Below are 15517 nucleotides of genomic sequence, written 5' to 3'. Positions count from 1 at the left end.
AATCCAGGATAAAAAAGGGGTAGCTCGTGATAGTGCGTTTTATTGTCTTGCGGTTGGTGCAGTTGATCCCGGTCTTACTGGGTATTACGATTCTGGCCTTCCTGCTTTTACGGGTGATGCCAGGAGACCCGGCAACGTTGTTGCTGGGAAGCCGGGGCACAGCCGAAGATATCGCCAAGTTGCAACATCAACTGGGTCTGGATAAACCATTGTTGGTCCAGTATTTTCAGTTTCTACTGGACTGTCTAAAAGGCGATTTTGGTACCTCGATCGCTTTTCGAACTTCGGTGGGCCCATTGATCTTCGATCGCTTGTGGGTGACGCTGGCCCTTGTTGCCTATAGTACGGTCATTGCGATTGTGTTGACTATTCCCCTTGCTTTTCTGGCTGCATTGCGTAAGAACTCGGCAACAGACAATCTGATCAAGTTTCTGTTTATCTGTTTTATGTCGATGCCGGCATTCTGGCTTGGCATTTTGCTGGTGCTGGTGTTCGCGGTGTATATTCCCGTCTTTCCGGTGTCCGGTCTCAACGGCGGTTTTTTCGGGCTTCTACACTCGTTGTTTCTTCCCGCCCTGGTAATTGCTTTGAGCACTGCGGCATTGACCGTGCGTTCTCTCAGGAGCTCAATTATCGCGGTGCTCAATGCCGATTATATTGACACGGCCTATGCCAAAGGCATGAGTCGTATGCAGATTCTCCGGCGTCATGTATTTCGCAATTCGCTGCTCTCAACCATTTCGGTGCTGGGGGTGCATACCAGTTGGGTCATCGGCGGCACAGTGGTGATCGAAGCTGTATTTGCCTTGCCAGGCTTGGGCGGACTGATGGTTTCGTCCATTGCCGCACGTGATTATCCCATGGTGCAAGGATTAACCGTGACGTTTGCGGTATTGGTCGTACTGATCAACCTGGCGGCGGATCTGGCCTATGTCGCAGCTGATCCGCGGGTGGAATTATCATGAGCACGATAATAAGCAGATGGCGCAACGGGCGGCTTGCGCAGAATTACTCTTTGTGGGTCGGCCTTGTTTTGTTCCTGATCCTGCTTCTTGTGGCCTATGTAGTACCGACCGTATTCCAAATTGATACTTCTGAGATCAATTTTGACAGCAGCCTTCAGGGTCCGAATCTGCAGTACCTTTTCGGTACCGACGACCTCGGCCGGCAGGTCTTGTGGCGCTCGATCGAAGCGCTTAAGACAGATCTGGAAATTGTTGCCGTGTGCGTGCTGATTCCATTTGTCACCGGTTCGCTGATCGGTTTGATTTCCGGTTATGTCGGTGGCTGGCTGGACACACTGATTATGCGCGTTGTCGATATTGTGTGGGCGTTTCCGTTTTATGTACTGGTGATTGCCATTGTGGGCTCATTGGGGCCAAGCACGCAGAACATGTACCTGGCATTTACGCTGGTGGTCTGGATTTCCTTCGCTAGAATCGTGCGCGGGGAAGTGTTGCTGGTCAAAACCACGGAATATGTTCAGTCGGCCAGGGTCATGGGCTACAGTCATTTTCGGATTATATTTCTGCATATTCTCCCCAATGTCATTACACCTGCCATTGTATTTATGATGGCTGACGTTGTTCTGACCATTCTGGCTGTTACATCCCTGGGTTTCCTGGGGCTGGGCATTCAACCACCCACGCCAGAGCTTGGCGTCATGATTGCAGAAGGACGCAATTACATATTCGATGCGTGGTGGATTTCCGTGTTTCCCGGCATCATGATTATCTATATCGGGGTGACCTTTTCCTTGCTGGGTGACGGGATTGATAATCAACTCAGGGTGAAATCATGAATGTAGCACTCGCTCCTGTGCTTCAGGTAGAAAACCTGCATGCAGGTTTTGGGCAAGCAGGTCGCGCGCAAATGGCAATAGAGGGCGTGACGTTCCAGGTCAGAAAAGGTCGTGTATTCGGCCTGGTGGGCGAGTCCGGTTGTGGAAAAAGTACCACTTGCCGTTCGATTATCCGCCTGTTCGGCGGGTCACCCTTTGTGATTGAACAGGGGCAGATTCTTTTCGATGGCATGGATCTGGCAGCAATGGATGACCGCCAGTTGACGCAGGTTCGCGGGCGAAAGATTTCTATGATTTTTCAGGACCCCATGACTGCTCTGAATCCGACGATGCGAGTTGGCGATCAGGTAGGGGAAATTGTACGACGCAATCATACCGGTTTGTCTTCAGCTCAGGTTCGGGAAAAGGTAGTAGGGCTGTTACGGGAAGTGGGCATTACCTCTGCCGAGCGACGGTTCCATGCCTGGCCGCATGAATTGAGCGGCGGACTGCGTCAGCGGGTGTTGATCGCCATGGCACTGTCCTGTGCGCCCGAGCTACTTATCGCGGACGAACCCACTACGGCACTGGATGTCACCATTCAGGCTCAGGTGTTGCGGTTACTTCATGAACTGCGCGAGCGCGTGGGGATGTCGGTATTGTTGGTTACACATGATCTTGGTGTCGTTGCCCAGCATTGTGATGATATGGCCGTGATGTATGCCGGGAAGATTGTAGAAAGCGGTAGTGTAGCCGACATTTTTGCCAATCCTCGGCACCCTTATACGAGAGCACTTCTCAATGCGCTGCCGGCGAACGTCGATCCTCACCATAAACTGGAGCCCATTGCCGGGGAGCCTCCCGCAGCCGGACATTTTCCAGCAGGCTGCCGTTTTCATCCACGCTGCAAATTCGCGATCGAACGATGTCATATCGAGAGCCCGGAGAGTGAAAACGTGAGTTCGGCGCATGCATGCGCTTGTCATCGCAAGGAGGAATCATTGTGGTAAGCGAGTCACATTCACCGGCCTTATTGACCGTCGATAATCTGGAAAAGCGCTTTGGTAGCCGCCGTGGTCTGGGAGATCTTCTCATGGGCAAAAAGGCGGGCTTTCTGCATGCCCTCAAAGGCGTGTCGCTGCATGTGAACCAAGGCGAGATTGTTGGCGTCGTGGGGGAGTCCGGCTGTGGTAAAAGCACGCTGGGAAAATGTATTATCGGATTGCAGAAACCGTCAAGTGGGGCCGTCACCTGGTCAGACGGCAGATCAATGGACAAATATTCCCGATTTGAGCGTAGCACCAGGATTCAGATGGTATTTCAGGATCCGTATTCTTCGCTGAATCCGAGATTCACTATTGGCCGCGTGCTCAAAGAGGCGTTGGCTACCCATCATGCGGCCGCGAGCAACAAGGTCGATCGGGCTGCAGAGGTTGACAGGTTGCTTGGCATCGTCGGTTTGCCGCTATCACTGAAAGAGAAGTTTCCTCATGCCTTAAGTGGCGGGCAGCGTCAACGCGTCTCCATCGCCAGGGCGCTGGCCGTTAATCCGGAACTCATTATTGCGGACGAACCCGTATCCGCGCTGGATGCGTCGGTCCAGGCACAGATTATCAATTTATTCGAAGAGATCCGGCAAAAACTGAAGGTCGCTTTTCTGTTCGTTGCGCATGATCTGAACGTGGTCAAGCGTGTGAGCGATCGAGTGCTGGTGATGTACCTTGGGGAAATTGTAGAGGAGGGCACCAAGGAAGATATCTTTTCCCAGCCCCGACATCCCTATACCCGCGCGTTGCTTTCCGCCATTCCGATTGCCGATCCTTCAGTCAGGAATCCTTCCGCGATCCTGGAGGGGGAATTGCCTGATCCGCATGAAATCATTGCAGGCTGTGCGTTCTCGAGTCGCTGTCCTTACGTGGTGGATCGTTGCCGGCAAAGCCATCCGGACCTGACATCCGTTTCGGACACACAACGCGCCAGATGCATACGACTGGCAGAAATCTAGGACCTTTTCATGTATTACAAAAAAACAGAGACATCCAGTCAAATTGGACAGCGCCTGCTGTCGTCTATCCGCCAGATATTTGCACCGTTGGCACATGACGTCGCCGATTCGAGCATTACCTTGCATTTGTTTCCGCGAGCAACTGCCGGTGAGCGGGCCACAGCAGCTGAAGGGTTTTCCTGGCAGGGCCAACGCCAGTTCTATCCGGCCAGCGTGGTTAAGATTGCATATCTGGCGGCCGTACTGGCGGCGCTGCATGAGGGGAAGATCACGCCTCATGATGAACTGGAGCGCGCCATCACTGATATGATTTTGTGGTCCAGCAATAACGCAACCAATTATGTGATCGATTTGTTGTCGGGCACCACGGGGGATACGCTGTTGCCCGAAGCAGAAATGAAGCAGTGGTGTGAGCGACGTCAGGTGGTGAATCGGTTCTTTAATAGTTTGGGTTGGCCGCAGGCCCAGGGTATCAATGTATGCCAGAAACTGATGGACGACGATCGCTACGGCAGGGAAAGGCTATTTGCCACGCTTAATGGCAAAAACAATCACAATTGTCTTAGCAGTGATTTTGTGGCGCGTTTGCTCAGTGAGATATGCACAGGTACGTTCCAGGATACATCCATTAGCAAGGATGCGGCTAAGTATCTGAAACGGTCTCTTGCGCCGGACTTCAGGGCGCTTCCGCACGCGCAGGTAAATGGGTTCCTGGGGGAGCATTTGCCGGAAAACCTGGAATATTATTCGAAGGCCGGATGGAATGGCTGGACCGGCGATGTACTGTCCAGTTATAACAGACACGACAGCGCACACTTTGTATTGCCACCAGCGCACTGCAAAGCCTACAGCGCGATCACGGTTGTAATCTTTTCACATGGCAAGGCGGTCTCGGAAGATATCACCTTTTTGCCGCAAATCGGCCAGGCCTTATTCAATATTCTGGCACAGTACTGAGTTTAGCGGGCAGGGACGTCTGGATTGCCTTGTGTGTTGCTCCGAGCGTATCGCGTCAGCCCGGCTATTGTATGCGCAGGACGGCGCGCATCACTCACCAGTATCGGTTTGTGCTGCAATTGGCTTTGTGGCCGCGTCCTGTTCTGGCGCGAGAAACTCGGTGGAAGGCTGACCGTTGGCGTTGTGTTGCAGAATACGTGCGGGCCGGCCCTGTGCGTCAAGCAGTATTTGGCCAATACCCGCGCTATTCCATAGGCGTTCGCCGCTGCTGCGTTGATCCGGAAGGCGTGGCTGTATCTGCAGATGCCGTCGTTGGGTGAACCAGTTCAGCGGTGAGCGAGGTGAATAAAGCCAGCGGTTGAGGCGATCCAGCCAGTTCAGCAGGCGCCGCGGAAACTCATTCTTGATACCGCTGCTGGTGATCTGCCAGATGTGTGGCACGCGATCACTATCACGGACCTGTACATCGTACGCGAAGGAGTAGTGCACGTCACCCGACAGGATTACGTAATTTCCGGGTGTGCGCGAATGGCGAAAGATATTGAGCATGACGCTGGCAGAACCTCGGTGTGTCATCCAGTTTTCTGCATCAACGGTCAGCGCGTGACCCGCATAGGTACAGATTCGTTGCACGACTTCAATCAGCTTGACACCAAACATGGGCGTGGGCGAGACGATCACGGCAGCGGTTTCGTCCAGCAATTCATGCTGAAGGTCGGTCAGCGACTCCCAGTCCATCAGTCCGGACGGGCGGCTGGGTAATCGCCTGCTATGCCAGCGGCGTGTGCGCGTATCGAGAACGATCACCGTCGGCTGCGTGCGCAGCACGTAGTCCCATTGACTGAATGACAGCAGGCGCGTAATCAGGGCGTCCTGGGCAGCAGCATCCAGGCGCTGCTCTGGATCAGGCGTGGCGGTAAGCGCGTTCATGTCGTCCAGCACCGCTGTGAACACGTCGGGGCGGTTCCCCCAGCCCTGGCACAGCATGTAGGCCATGAGCGCGTTGCCGACGATGCGTCTGGAGAAGGGATGTTCATAGGCCGTGGAGGCCCATTTGGCTGACAAATTCCAGTCATCGGTCACGTCATGATCATCAAAGATCATCAGGGTCTGGACATGCGCCAGCAGGCGTGCGGCCTTGGGCAGATCGCGCCGGAAGTCCTGCAGGATGCCGGCCTCTCGCCGCCATTGGTGGGCATGCTCGGCGCTAAGCGCCGGCATGGGTGACTCGGTGATGATTTGCCATGGTACCGGCGACCAGACCAGCAAATACATGGCTATGACTTCGGCCAGTGTAACCAGGTGATTGTGCGCACTGGTAGTGGTGAAAATCGGCTTTTCCACGCCGCCGAAGAAGCGCTCACGCAACGCCTCGTTCGATTTGAACGCGGGCAGCAGGTCTTCGCGGCGATAGTAGCCGGCAGGGTGGGCGTAAAGCGCTTCGCTATCGGCAACGACGGCGCCTTCCAGCACCTCGCCATACAGGCCGAGTCGGGCAATCAGGGCGTGGATGGCCGATAGCATGGGTCCTGCTACATCATCGGCGTAAATCTGGTCGCCACATAGCATGAGCATGGCGGGTCGCGCATCAGCCTGCCCGATATGTCCGGCCAGCAGATCGTCTGCACGCGCAAGGCCATCGCCTGAGGGGTGATGCGGCTTGCGGCAGGAGCCAAAGAGAATATCGTCGGCGCGACTGCGCAGCACCAGGGTAGGCTGGGTCGCACCGCCGTGCAGCAGATGCGGCGCCCACTGGGCAATATTCGCCTGAGCGCCATCGGCGAGCGTGGCGATCAAATCATAGGCGATGACAGTGTCCAGCGGGAGCGGTTCCGACAGAGAGACATCAATCAAATGCACAAAGGCATGGCGGCCGATGGGAATGACGCGGCAACTGGCCTCATCAAGCACCACACTTCTGGGCGTTTCACCGGCAGGAGTGAGCTGCAGCGTAAAAGGTATCGGCATGCTGCCGACCAGCCACAGCAACAGACGGGTGGGTTCCAGGCGGCGCAGAATCGGACCGGCAAGCACGGGCGGGAGGGTGTTGGGTGCAACTGATTGAGTCAAGTATAGTGAGGGCGATTTGAGACAAATCTAAGATAAAAAAGACCAGAAAAGTATAACAGGTGCTCCTGTCATGGATATAGCCGGCGCAAGCCTCAAGTGCTTCGTATATCGCTTATCGTAGTTGAATGAAACAGGTTCGTTTGCGTGAGATGCCCGGGAAATTGCGGGCTGGATTTGCTGTTGAGTATGGGGCTTGCCATAGGCTGAGTATGGGCATACCGCTGACTCGTGAGTGCTAATGGTCATTCTTGTGGAATGTTTAAAAGACAGCCGAATATCTAAAGACGAAGGCGTTATTACTTTTATAGCGGCGATGCGTTTATCATTATGTCAATATCGATATTTTTGATGGCTGTCACGTTGCTCGTGATCCGGCTTTTGACCGTTATTTGGAGTTGTATGTAGACGATGAGTAAAGAGTCCTTAAACCACGCTATGGCCGCAGGAACGGCACAAGATCTTCTGAAAGCACGTTATCAGCAGGCTGCATTCACTCCGGATGAGGTCAATGCCACCATCGAAACGCTGTTTAATCATCGCTCGGTACGCGCCTATACAGATGAGACACTTAAGCCAGGCACCCTGGAGTTGCTGGTTGCGGCAGCGCAGTCCGCCTCCACGTCATCCAACTTGCAGACCTGGAGCGTTGTTGTCGTTCAGGATGCGCAGAGCAAGGACAGGCTGGCACAACTGGCCGGCAACCAGGAGCACGTACGGCGCTGCCCGCTGTTTCTGGTGTGGGTGGCTGACCTGTCACGGTTCAAGTCTCTGGGCGTCAAGCATGGCGTCCCACACGACGGCCTGACATATATGGAGGCGTTCCTTCTTGCCTCCATCGATTCGGCGCTGGCGGCGCAGAATGCTGCGGTGGCTGCTGAATCGATGGGCCTGGGCGTGGTATTTATTGGCGGTATGCGCAATCATCCCGAGGAAGTGGCTAAAGAGCTTGGTCTGCCCGACTACGCGTTCGCCACATTTGGCATGTGTATTGGCTATCCGGATCCGCTGAAGCCCGCTTCGGTGAAGCCACGTCTTCCCCAGGCGGCAGTGCTGCATAAAGAGAAGTACGATGCCTCTGCTCTGGAGCCGGCAGCGCAAAGCTATAACGCCACCATGGATGATTTCTACAAGGCGCAGGGCATGAAGAACAGCGGGCCGTGGGATCTGCATTCACTGAACCGCCTGCGCGGCCCGGAAGCGCTGACCGGACGGGATCGGCTGGTTGAGGCGCTTAAAAATCTGGGGTTTGATCTGCGATAATCTGCGTTGTAAGGGATAGCGTTGTAAAGTAACCCCCAATTTCATCTGTACTACCTATGCAATTCCATTCACTGGAATTGCAGTTGTCATCGTTGCTCAACCGAAAGGTAGAATCCTTTGATCATAACGACAAAACAATGATAAGGAGGCAGCAATGAAGGTGAATGAAAAGCGCAGGGCAATGTTGATTCAGGGTGCGGCAGCGATGATCGGGCTGCCGTTTGCAGCACGGGTGCTTGCTGCGGGGGCAGGCAGCTATCCCGAAAAACCGATAAAGATCGTTGTGCCCTTTGCGCCCGGCGGCCCGACCGACCTGATGGCGCGGGCGATTTCCCGGCCGCTGAGTGAGAGTCTGGGGCAGACCATCGTGGTCCTCAACAAGCCGGGCGGCACGGGCGTGATTGCGCTGAGCGAAGTGCGCAATGCGCCTGCCGATGGTTATACCCTGGCGTTCCCTTCTATTCAGGCCGTGACCACGCCGGCGTTGCGTTCTGACTTTCCTTTTGATATGACAACCGACTTTACCGGTGTTTCGGTTGTGGGTTATATCTCACATCTGCTGGTGGTCAACGTGGATACACCGGTCAACACCCTGCACGAGTTTATTGAAATGGTCAAGGCCAAGCCTTCAGCCTATTTCTACGGTTCGTCAGGCAATGGCTCGTCCGGACACCTGGCGATGGAGATGTTCAAGGACCGGGCGGGGCTGGCGCTGGAACATACACCCTACAAAGGCGCTGCACCTGCGATCCAGGATCTGTTGTCGGGCAGGATCCACGCCATATTCCTGGATACGACAGTTGCCTTGCCGCTATTGAAGGACCACAAAATCAAGGCGCTGGCGGTGCCCACGGCGCAACGCTCGCCTGTGGTTCCCGATGTGCCCACGATTGCCGAGCAGGGGTTTCCCGGCTTTGAGATTCATCCCTGGTATGGTCTGCTGGCCCGGGCGGGGACGGATCCGGCTATCATCAGCAAGCTGAATGATCATGTAAAAAAGGCGCTGACCGATTCCAGAGTGGCGGACACATTCAAATCGATGGGGATCGAGCCGGGCGGCAATAGCGTGGAAGCGTTCAATCAGGTAATCGGGGAAGATCTGAAAACCTGGGACGGGATTGCTAAAAAGCTTAATCTGAAAATTCAATAGAATCTTATGCATATCATTATCCCTGAAGATTATCAGAATTGTGTTCGCAATCTGGACTGTTTCAAGAAACTGCAGGAGCACGAGGTGACGGTCTACAATGACAGTTGTAAAGATCCTGCTGAACTGGTGCGGCGTTTTGCATCTGCCGATGCGCTGGTGCTGACCCGGGAGCGAACGGTGCTGACTGAAGATATACTCAGGCAATTGCCCCGGTTAAAGCTGATCAGTCAAATCGGCAAGGTAGCGGGCCATATTGATCTTGAAGCCTGCCGGCGGCAGGGCATCGCCGTGGCGCAGGGAACCGGATCGGGCACGGCGACAGCAGAACTCACCTGGGCGTTGGTTTTGGCGAGTCGCCGGCATATTGTGAGCGAAGCTAATCGCCTGCAGCAAGGTCAGTGGCAGGGACGTCTTGGCCAGAAACTGCAGGGACACCGATTGGGTGTATGGAGTTACGGCAGAATTGGCGAGCAGGTTGCGCGATATGGTCGTGCCTTTGGCATGAACGTCTGGGTGTGGGGGCGGGCAGGCTCGACCGATAAAGCACGAGCCGATGGTTTTGAAGTGGCACCGACCAGGGAAGTGTTTTTTGCGCAAAGCGATATCGTTTCCCTGCATATTCGTCTGAATGATGAGACGCGGGGTATTGTCAAACAGGCTGACCTTGCCAGAATGGGTGCCCATGCATTGATCGTCAATACCAGCAGGGCGGAGCTGATTGAAACCGGCGCGCTCCAGAACGCGCTGGCTAACGGCGCACCGGGCTTTGCTGCCGTTGACGTCTATGAACAGGAGCCAGCCACCACTTCGCCACTCATTAATATGCCAAACGTATTGTGTACACCGCATCTCGGTTATGTCGAACGTGATAACTACGAGAATTATTTCGGCACGGCGTTTGATAATATCAATCAGTTTTTCCTGGGAAAGCCAGAAAATCTGGTATGAAACAACCCCGTGGAGCGTGCGAAAGCGACAGTTTATTACGCGTGCCTGGTTCTGCCCTTTCCAGGCAGGATCGTCACGGTCGACATCGATCGCGAGCGTTGAGCCTGTCGGTATGTATTAATGTTGTCGACGTCGGCGGGCCGGCCAGCAGCAGCCGGTCTGCTCTTTTTCGGGCTACGCTCACAGCTTGGCCACTGCGACATCGGTGGACTTCACAAAGGCAATCACCTCCGATCCGACGGTGAGCCCGAGTTGCTCGATGGAACGGCTGGTTATCACAGAAGTGATCGGCCCTGCAGGTGTTTCGATGTCAACTTCCGATACGACAGGGCCGCTTATGATCTCTACAATTTTTCCACGAAACTGGTTGCGTGCGTTGATTGACTGGATGGACATGGGTTCTCCGTAAGATAGTTATAACGATAACAATATATACACGCAATCAGCAGGGCTTCATGATGTACTTAAAAATACATCTTATGAAAGAAGCCTTTTGAATCAAACAACATCTTTAATGTATCGATATCACTGCCGGAAATGACGTTGTAAATGAAGTCGAAAATTTCATATGTGATATAACAAAAACATGCTTAGAATATTCTTAATTCCTATAAGAGGCGCGCGAATACTGGCTTTGGAGAAAGTTAACAAAGAAAATAATTGAATATATAAAGGCGAAAATGATTGTTAAGGTAATTATTGGCCTGTCATATACTTTCTCGTTCATGGAGCTTCATGAACCGGTTACGTGCTAACGGCAAGTCCGGGTCATTCCAGTCATTCAACCGGAGATTCTTATGAACGATCGCCTTACCGCCGCACAAGCCTCCCGATCCACCGCTGTCAAGGCGACGCTGGATTATCCTGTTATCGATACCGATGTCCACGTAAACGACTATACGCCAGCACTGGAGGAATACGTCCAGCAGTACGGAGGCGGTGAGCTGGTTGATGCCCTGCGCAAGGTGCTGGGTTCGCGGTTCAATACGCGTAGCAATGGCAAGGACTGGTATCAGCAAACGCTGGCAGAGCGCCGCTATAACCGTACCCTGCGTTCACCATGGTGGGCGCGCGTGACGCGCAATACACTTGATCTGGCAACGTACACCCTGCCTGCGTTACTGGCAGAAAGGCTGGCCGAACAGGGTGCAGATTATTCCGTGCTCTTTCCCAACGATGTATTGGCACCTCTTGGTGCCGGCCGGCATCGTCAGGCTTTGCATCGTGCCATTAATCACTATCACGCAGATCAGTACAGCAAGTACAGCGATCGGCTCACACCCGTTGCGGGCATTCCTTTGCATACGCCCGAAGAGGGAATCGAAGAACTGGAGTTTGCGGTCAAGACACTGGGCCTGAAGGTGATCAATATTGCCGGCGGCGTAAAACGACCGATTCCCTCGGTGGCCGATAAGTACCCAGCAGCGGATCACCCGGAGGTGGCCAAATATGCCCACTATACCGATTTTTATGGAATCGATAGTGAGTACGACTATGATCCGTTCTGGGCGAAAGTGGTTGAGCTGGGCGTACCCGTGACCACGCATTACGGCAGCCAGGGCTGGACCGGCCGCCATTCGATCAGCAATTACATGTACAACCACATCGGTCATTTTGCTGACGGCTCTCAGGCCTTTGCCAAGGCATTGTTTTTCGGTGGCGTAACCAGACGGTTTCCGGGCTTGCGCGTGGCCTTGCTTGAAGGGGGCGCCGATTGGGGCGCACATGTGTTCACGCACCTGCTGGATCGCTGGGATAAGCGCAATCGCGAAGCGGTACACAATTACAATCCGGCCAATGCCGACCTGGAGTTACTGGAAAACCTGTTCCAGCGCTATGGCAAGGATTTGATCAAGGATCGCACACTGGATAAAAGCACCTTGCTGCTCGATAGCCTGGGTGTTTCTGCGCTGCCGCACAGTCGTGATCCCAATGAGGACGAGATTGATGACTTTGCGCTGGCCGGTATCGAATCGCCCGAGGACATCAAAACACGCTGGGTTGATAGTTTCTATTTCGGTTCGGAGTCGGACGATCGCACTGTCGCTTCAGCATTCAACGCAAAGCTGAATCCGCTTAATGCAAAAATCAATGCCATCTGGTCGTCTGATATTGGTCACTGGGACGTGCCGGACCTGACCGAACCCCTGGCTGAGAGCTGGGATCTGGTAGAGCAGGGCGTGATCACCGCCGCAGACTTCAAGGCGCTGGTGTTTGACAATCCGTATCGCTTCTATACAGAGGCTAATCCGCAGTTTTTCAAGGGAACTGCAATCGAACAGAAGTTGAGTTCGTCACACACTAAATGACGCTGGTGGAATTCGGCTGATCCGGGCGACCCGAAAGCGCCCGGATGACCGCAAGCAATCCGGGCCACTTCCAATCAAATGATCAACGCAGGAATTTTTCAGATGCAATTTACTTTATTTCGCCGACGCGTGTTGGCTTTACTGGCCACCGTTCTGACCGTGGGCGTTGTTTCTTCCCTGGCGCAAGCCGAGCCCCTGACTACCGTTCGCATCGGTGTGGCAACCGCTGGCGGTGGCAATCCTATTTCCTGGGGTGGTTCGCCGGGATCAGTGGCGCGCCTGAACGGCTGGCTGGAAGAGGAATTCAAGCCCGATGGGGTAAAGGTGGAGTGGTTGTTTTTCAAGGGAGCGGGGCCGGCCGTTAATGAAGCGCTATCGAACAAGCAGATTGATTTTGCCTATCATGGTGACCTGCCTTCTGTGGTGGGGCGCGCCAATGGCCTGAAGACCCGCATTCTGCTGATTAGCGGCGCACGCAACAATCTGTATGTGGTGACGCCCCCTGATTCTGACATCAAGTCGATTGAAGACCTGAAAGGCAAACGCGTGTCCATCTTTCGTGGTACCAACGGTCATCTGGTTGCCAATAACCTGCTGAATGCGCACGGCTTGCAGGAGCGTGACATCAAGGGGATCAATCTGGATACCGGTAGTGCGCAGGCAGCCCTGGCCTCCAAGGGCGTTGATGCGGCTTTTGGCGGACCGGAGTTTTTCAAGCTGCGTGATGAGGGTCTGGTGCGGATTGCGTATTCCACCCAGGGACAGGACCCGTCTTTCACGCGTCAGGCACATCTGCACGTACGGGATGAGTTCGCCAACGAACATCCGGAAGCCGTTCAGCGGGTTGTGGATGTCTTCGTGCGTGCGGCGGACTGGGCGTCCGACGAGAAAAATCGCGATGCGCTGTTCAAGCTGTGGGCACGTAGCGGTACGCCCTACGAATCATACGTAGCCGAATTTGCGAACCAGCAGCTTGCTGTACGCAATTCGCCGTTAATCGATGACTTCGCCATCGGACGCTACAAGGCGGTGGTGCGTGACGCACTCAAGCTTAAGCTGATTCGTCGCGACGTCTCTGTCGACGACTGGTTTGATCCGAGCTACCTGCAAAAGTCGCTCAAAAAGCTGGGCCTGGAACATCGCTGGACACGTTTTGATGTGAAGGGCCAGCCGGAGCCACAAGCGCAAGCACAAGGACAAGCACAGACAGTCGCCTCCGGCAGTGGCGGCTAGCGGAGAACGGTCATGATACAAAGCTCTTCGCTCAATACGCACACCGCCATCGCGGCAAAGCCCGCAAGCACATCAGCAGATACTCGCAATCAGATTCTGAAGAGCGTGGGTGACCGTCTGTTGCCCTGGCTCCTGCCCATCGCACTGCTGGCGCTTTGGCAGACCGGCGCCAGCCAGGGCTGGATTTCACCGCAGGTTCTGCCGCCGCCGGCATTCGTGTGGCAGACGCTTGGCGACCTGGCTGCCAATGGCGATCTTTGGCTGAATGTCGAGGCCAGTATGCGTCGCGTGCTGCTGGGTTTTGTCGCCGGGGCCTTATTGGGTCTTTTGCTGGGATGCGCCATGGGTCTGTCACGCCGGATCGAAGCGTATTTGCTGCCAACGTTCAACGCGCTGGTGCAGATTCCGGTGCTGGGTTGGCTGCCCTTTGTTCTGTTACTGGTGGGTATCGGCGAGCCGCTTAAATACATCCTGATTGCCAAGGCGGCATTGGTGCCTGTCACGCTCAATACCGTGCAGGGTTTTCGTCAGGCACCACCGGCGCTGAGGGAAGTGGCCGAGGTTTATGGGTACAGCCGTCGTCAGGAAGTGTTTGAAGTGATCTTGCCTTTGGCGACAACCACTCTGTTCACGGGCTTGCGGCTTGGCTTTACCAAGGCCTGGCTGTCGCTGGTGGTCGTGGAGCTGGTGGCGTCCAGCGAAGGGCTGGGCTATCTGATTGTTTACGGGCGGCAGTTGTTCCAGCTTGATCTGGTGATGGCGGCGGTGATCGTCGTTGGGGCCATAGGCTATGCGATAGACCGGCTGCTGGACTTTGCTGAAAACCGCGTCATCCGGCATCAGGCTACGATCCAGGGAGGTGTGCGATGAGTGCGGTTTCTTTGTCTTCTTCGAGCGCTGCTGTGGCCAGCGAGACGGGTGCACCGCTCAAGGTGCGTGCTGACAAGCGCTGGCGTGGCCTGGTGTTGCCGCTGGCGGCAATCGCCTTGTGGTGGCTCGCCTCCCGAGCTGGCGTGGTCAATTCGGCGTTACTGGTGTCTCCCGGAAAAGTCCTGGACACGGCCATTGAGCAGTTTTCCACCGGGCAGGTATGGGTTGCACTGGGCGCCAGCCTGGCACGGGAGTTAACCGGCTTTGCGATTGGCACGGTCAGTGGGCTGATACTGGGTGGCTTGCTGGGTTTTCTGCCGCTATTTAACCGGATGGTCGGCCCCAGTTTCAATACCTTCAAGCAAATATCCCTGTTCGCGTGGATCCCATTGATTTCGGTGTGGTTCGGGCTGGGTGATGTGGCCAAAGTGGTGTTTTTGTCACTGGCGGCCCTAGTGCCGGTGGTGGTCAACACCAGCGACGGTATTCGCAGCACACCCGCCAGCCTGCTGGAAGTGGCACGGGTTTATGGCTATACGCGCTGGCAAACAGTCACGCGGGTGGTGTTGCCTGCGGCTGTGCCCGCGATTTTCACCGGCATTTACCTGGCGCTTATTTATTCCTGGCTGGCGACGATCGGTGCCGAATACCTGCTGGTGGCCGGGCAGGGAATTGGTAATACGCTGATTGAAGGGAGTGAGCATTTTCGTATGGATCTGGTGATTTTCGGGATGGTGGTTATCGGCCTGGTGGGCTGGCTGATGAATGCACTGGCTCGCGTGTTTGAACGTCGCATCGCACGCGGTCGGGGTCAACTTTAATTTTCTGCAGATCATCAATCTCACAGAGACTGTAATGCAAGGAGTTTTATCTATGGCGCAATTTCAATTCAGGCAACGCGGCGACGATACGGTCACGGCGACCGGCAGTTCAGC

At 54.8% G+C, this 15517-nt stretch carries 14 protein-coding genes; 12 read left to right on the top strand and 2 right to left on the bottom strand.

Features of this window, described 5'->3' with window-relative positions:
* The first annotated feature begins 26 nt into the window (after positions 1-26).
* From MIM_RS18785 to MIM_RS18765, 5 genes are read left to right on the top strand one after another with little or no spacing between them, the layout of a single operon-like run.
* Positions 27-965 (top strand): ABC transporter permease, encoded by a 939-nt coding sequence (locus MIM_RS18785; protein WP_144084689.1) that lies wholly within the window; start codon positions 27-29, stop codon positions 963-965.
* On the top strand, positions 962-1801 hold the full coding sequence (locus MIM_RS18780; RefSeq protein ID WP_025374305.1) for an ABC transporter permease: 840 nt from the start codon (positions 962-964) through the stop codon (positions 1799-1801). Before MIM_RS18785 ends, MIM_RS18780 begins: the two co-directional genes overlap by 4 nt.
* Positions 1798-2790, top strand: a complete 993-nt coding sequence (locus MIM_RS18775; protein WP_025374304.1) for an ABC transporter ATP-binding protein — start codon at positions 1798-1800, stop codon at positions 2788-2790. The genes MIM_RS18780 and MIM_RS18775 overlap by 4 nt, the downstream gene beginning before the upstream one ends.
* Positions 2784-3785, top strand: coding sequence for an ABC transporter ATP-binding protein (locus MIM_RS18770; RefSeq protein WP_025374303.1), 1002 nt, complete (start codon positions 2784-2786; stop codon positions 3783-3785). Before MIM_RS18775 ends, MIM_RS18770 begins: the two co-directional genes overlap by 7 nt.
* A gap of 9 nt (positions 3786-3794) precedes the next feature.
* A complete protein-coding gene (locus MIM_RS18765) occupies positions 3795-4742 on the top strand; it encodes a serine hydrolase (protein ID WP_025374302.1) in 948 nt (315 codons plus the stop codon).
* Between the two features lie 90 nt (positions 4743-4832).
* On the opposite strand, the gene MIM_RS18760 is transcribed toward MIM_RS18765, so the two are convergent.
* On the bottom strand, positions 4833-6776 hold the full coding sequence (locus MIM_RS18760) for an alkaline phosphatase D family protein (RefSeq protein ID WP_187329610.1): 1944 nt from the start codon (positions 6774-6776) through the stop codon (positions 4833-4835).
* 444 nt (positions 6777-7220) lie between these two features.
* On the opposite strand from MIM_RS18760, the gene MIM_RS18755 reads away from it, so the two are divergent.
* From MIM_RS18755 to MIM_RS18745, 3 genes are all read left to right on the top strand, one after another.
* The gene (locus MIM_RS18755; protein WP_245592771.1) at positions 7221-8072 is read left to right on the top strand and encodes an NADPH-dependent oxidoreductase; all 852 of its coding nucleotides are present in this window, start codon (positions 7221-7223) and stop codon (positions 8070-8072) included.
* 154 nt (positions 8073-8226) lie between these two features.
* Entirely contained in the window at positions 8227-9222 is a 996-nt protein-coding gene (locus MIM_RS18750) for a Bug family tripartite tricarboxylate transporter substrate binding protein (protein ID WP_025374299.1), read from the top strand.
* A 6-nt stretch (positions 9223-9228) separates the two neighbouring features.
* Positions 9229-10170 carry a D-2-hydroxyacid dehydrogenase family protein gene (locus MIM_RS18745; RefSeq protein ID WP_042070555.1) on the top strand — a complete coding sequence of 314 codons (942 nt, stop codon included), beginning with the start codon at positions 9229-9231 and terminating at the stop codon, positions 10168-10170.
* Between the two features lie 180 nt (positions 10171-10350).
* On the opposite strand, the gene MIM_RS18740 is transcribed toward MIM_RS18745, so the two are convergent.
* On the bottom strand, positions 10351-10566 hold the full coding sequence (locus tag MIM_RS18740) for a TOBE domain-containing protein (protein WP_025374298.1): 216 nt from the start codon (positions 10564-10566) through the stop codon (positions 10351-10353).
* Between the two features lie 401 nt (positions 10567-10967).
* Here MIM_RS18740 and MIM_RS18735 point away from each other — a divergent pair, with 401 nt between their 5' ends.
* The 4 genes from MIM_RS18735 to MIM_RS18720 all read left to right on the top strand — a co-directional run bounded on the left by MIM_RS18735 (position 10968) and on the right by MIM_RS18720 (position 15403).
* Positions 10968-12479, top strand: coding sequence for an amidohydrolase family protein (locus tag MIM_RS18735; protein ID WP_025374297.1), 1512 nt, complete (start codon positions 10968-10970; stop codon positions 12477-12479).
* Positions 12480-12581: 102 nt separating this feature from the next.
* Positions 12582-13712, top strand: coding sequence for an ABC transporter substrate-binding protein (locus MIM_RS18730; protein ID WP_025374296.1), 1131 nt, complete (start codon positions 12582-12584; stop codon positions 13710-13712).
* 12 nt (positions 13713-13724) lie between these two features.
* Positions 13725-14582, top strand: coding sequence for an ABC transporter permease (locus MIM_RS18725; protein ID WP_025374295.1), 858 nt, complete (start codon positions 13725-13727; stop codon positions 14580-14582).
* Positions 14579-15403: an ABC transporter permease gene (locus MIM_RS18720; protein ID WP_025374294.1), complete on the top strand. Its 825-nt coding sequence runs from the start codon at positions 14579-14581 to the stop codon at positions 15401-15403. The genes MIM_RS18725 and MIM_RS18720 overlap by 4 nt, the downstream gene beginning before the upstream one ends.
* Positions 15404-15517 lie beyond the last annotated feature (114 nt).

This window comes from Advenella mimigardefordensis DPN7 (assembly GCF_000521505.1).
In the GTDB taxonomy this organism is placed as follows: Bacteria; Pseudomonadota; Gammaproteobacteria; order Burkholderiales; family Burkholderiaceae_B; genus Advenella; species Advenella mimigardefordensis.
This window is presented reverse-complemented; position numbering and strand designations above follow the sequence as displayed.

Coding starts and splice junctions, on each gene's coding strand:
- MIM_RS18780 (WP_025374305.1), top strand. CDS start 962: ATGAGCACGATAATAAGCAGATGGCGCAACGGGCGGCTTGCGCAGAAT.
- MIM_RS18775 (WP_025374304.1), top strand. CDS start 1,798: ATGAATGTAGCACTCGCTCCTGTGCTTCAGGTAGAAAACCTGCATGCA.
- MIM_RS18765 (WP_025374302.1), top strand. CDS start 3,795: ATGTATTACAAAAAAACAGAGACATCCAGTCAAATTGGACAGCGCCTG.
- MIM_RS18755 (WP_245592771.1), top strand. CDS start 7,221: ATGAGTAAAGAGTCCTTAAACCACGCTATGGCCGCAGGAACGGCACAA.
- MIM_RS18750 (WP_025374299.1), top strand. CDS start 8,227: ATGAAGGTGAATGAAAAGCGCAGGGCAATGTTGATTCAGGGTGCGGCA.
- MIM_RS18745 (WP_042070555.1), top strand. CDS start 9,229: ATGCATATCATTATCCCTGAAGATTATCAGAATTGTGTTCGCAATCTG.
- MIM_RS18740 (WP_025374298.1), bottom strand. CDS start 10,566: ATGTCCATCCAGTCAATCAACGCACGCAACCAGTTTCGTGGAAAAATT.
- MIM_RS18735 (WP_025374297.1), top strand. CDS start 10,968: ATGAACGATCGCCTTACCGCCGCACAAGCCTCCCGATCCACCGCTGTC.
- MIM_RS18730 (WP_025374296.1), top strand. CDS start 12,582: ATGCAATTTACTTTATTTCGCCGACGCGTGTTGGCTTTACTGGCCACC.
- MIM_RS18725 (WP_025374295.1), top strand. CDS start 13,725: ATGATACAAAGCTCTTCGCTCAATACGCACACCGCCATCGCGGCAAAG.
- MIM_RS18720 (WP_025374294.1), top strand. CDS start 14,579: ATGAGTGCGGTTTCTTTGTCTTCTTCGAGCGCTGCTGTGGCCAGCGAG.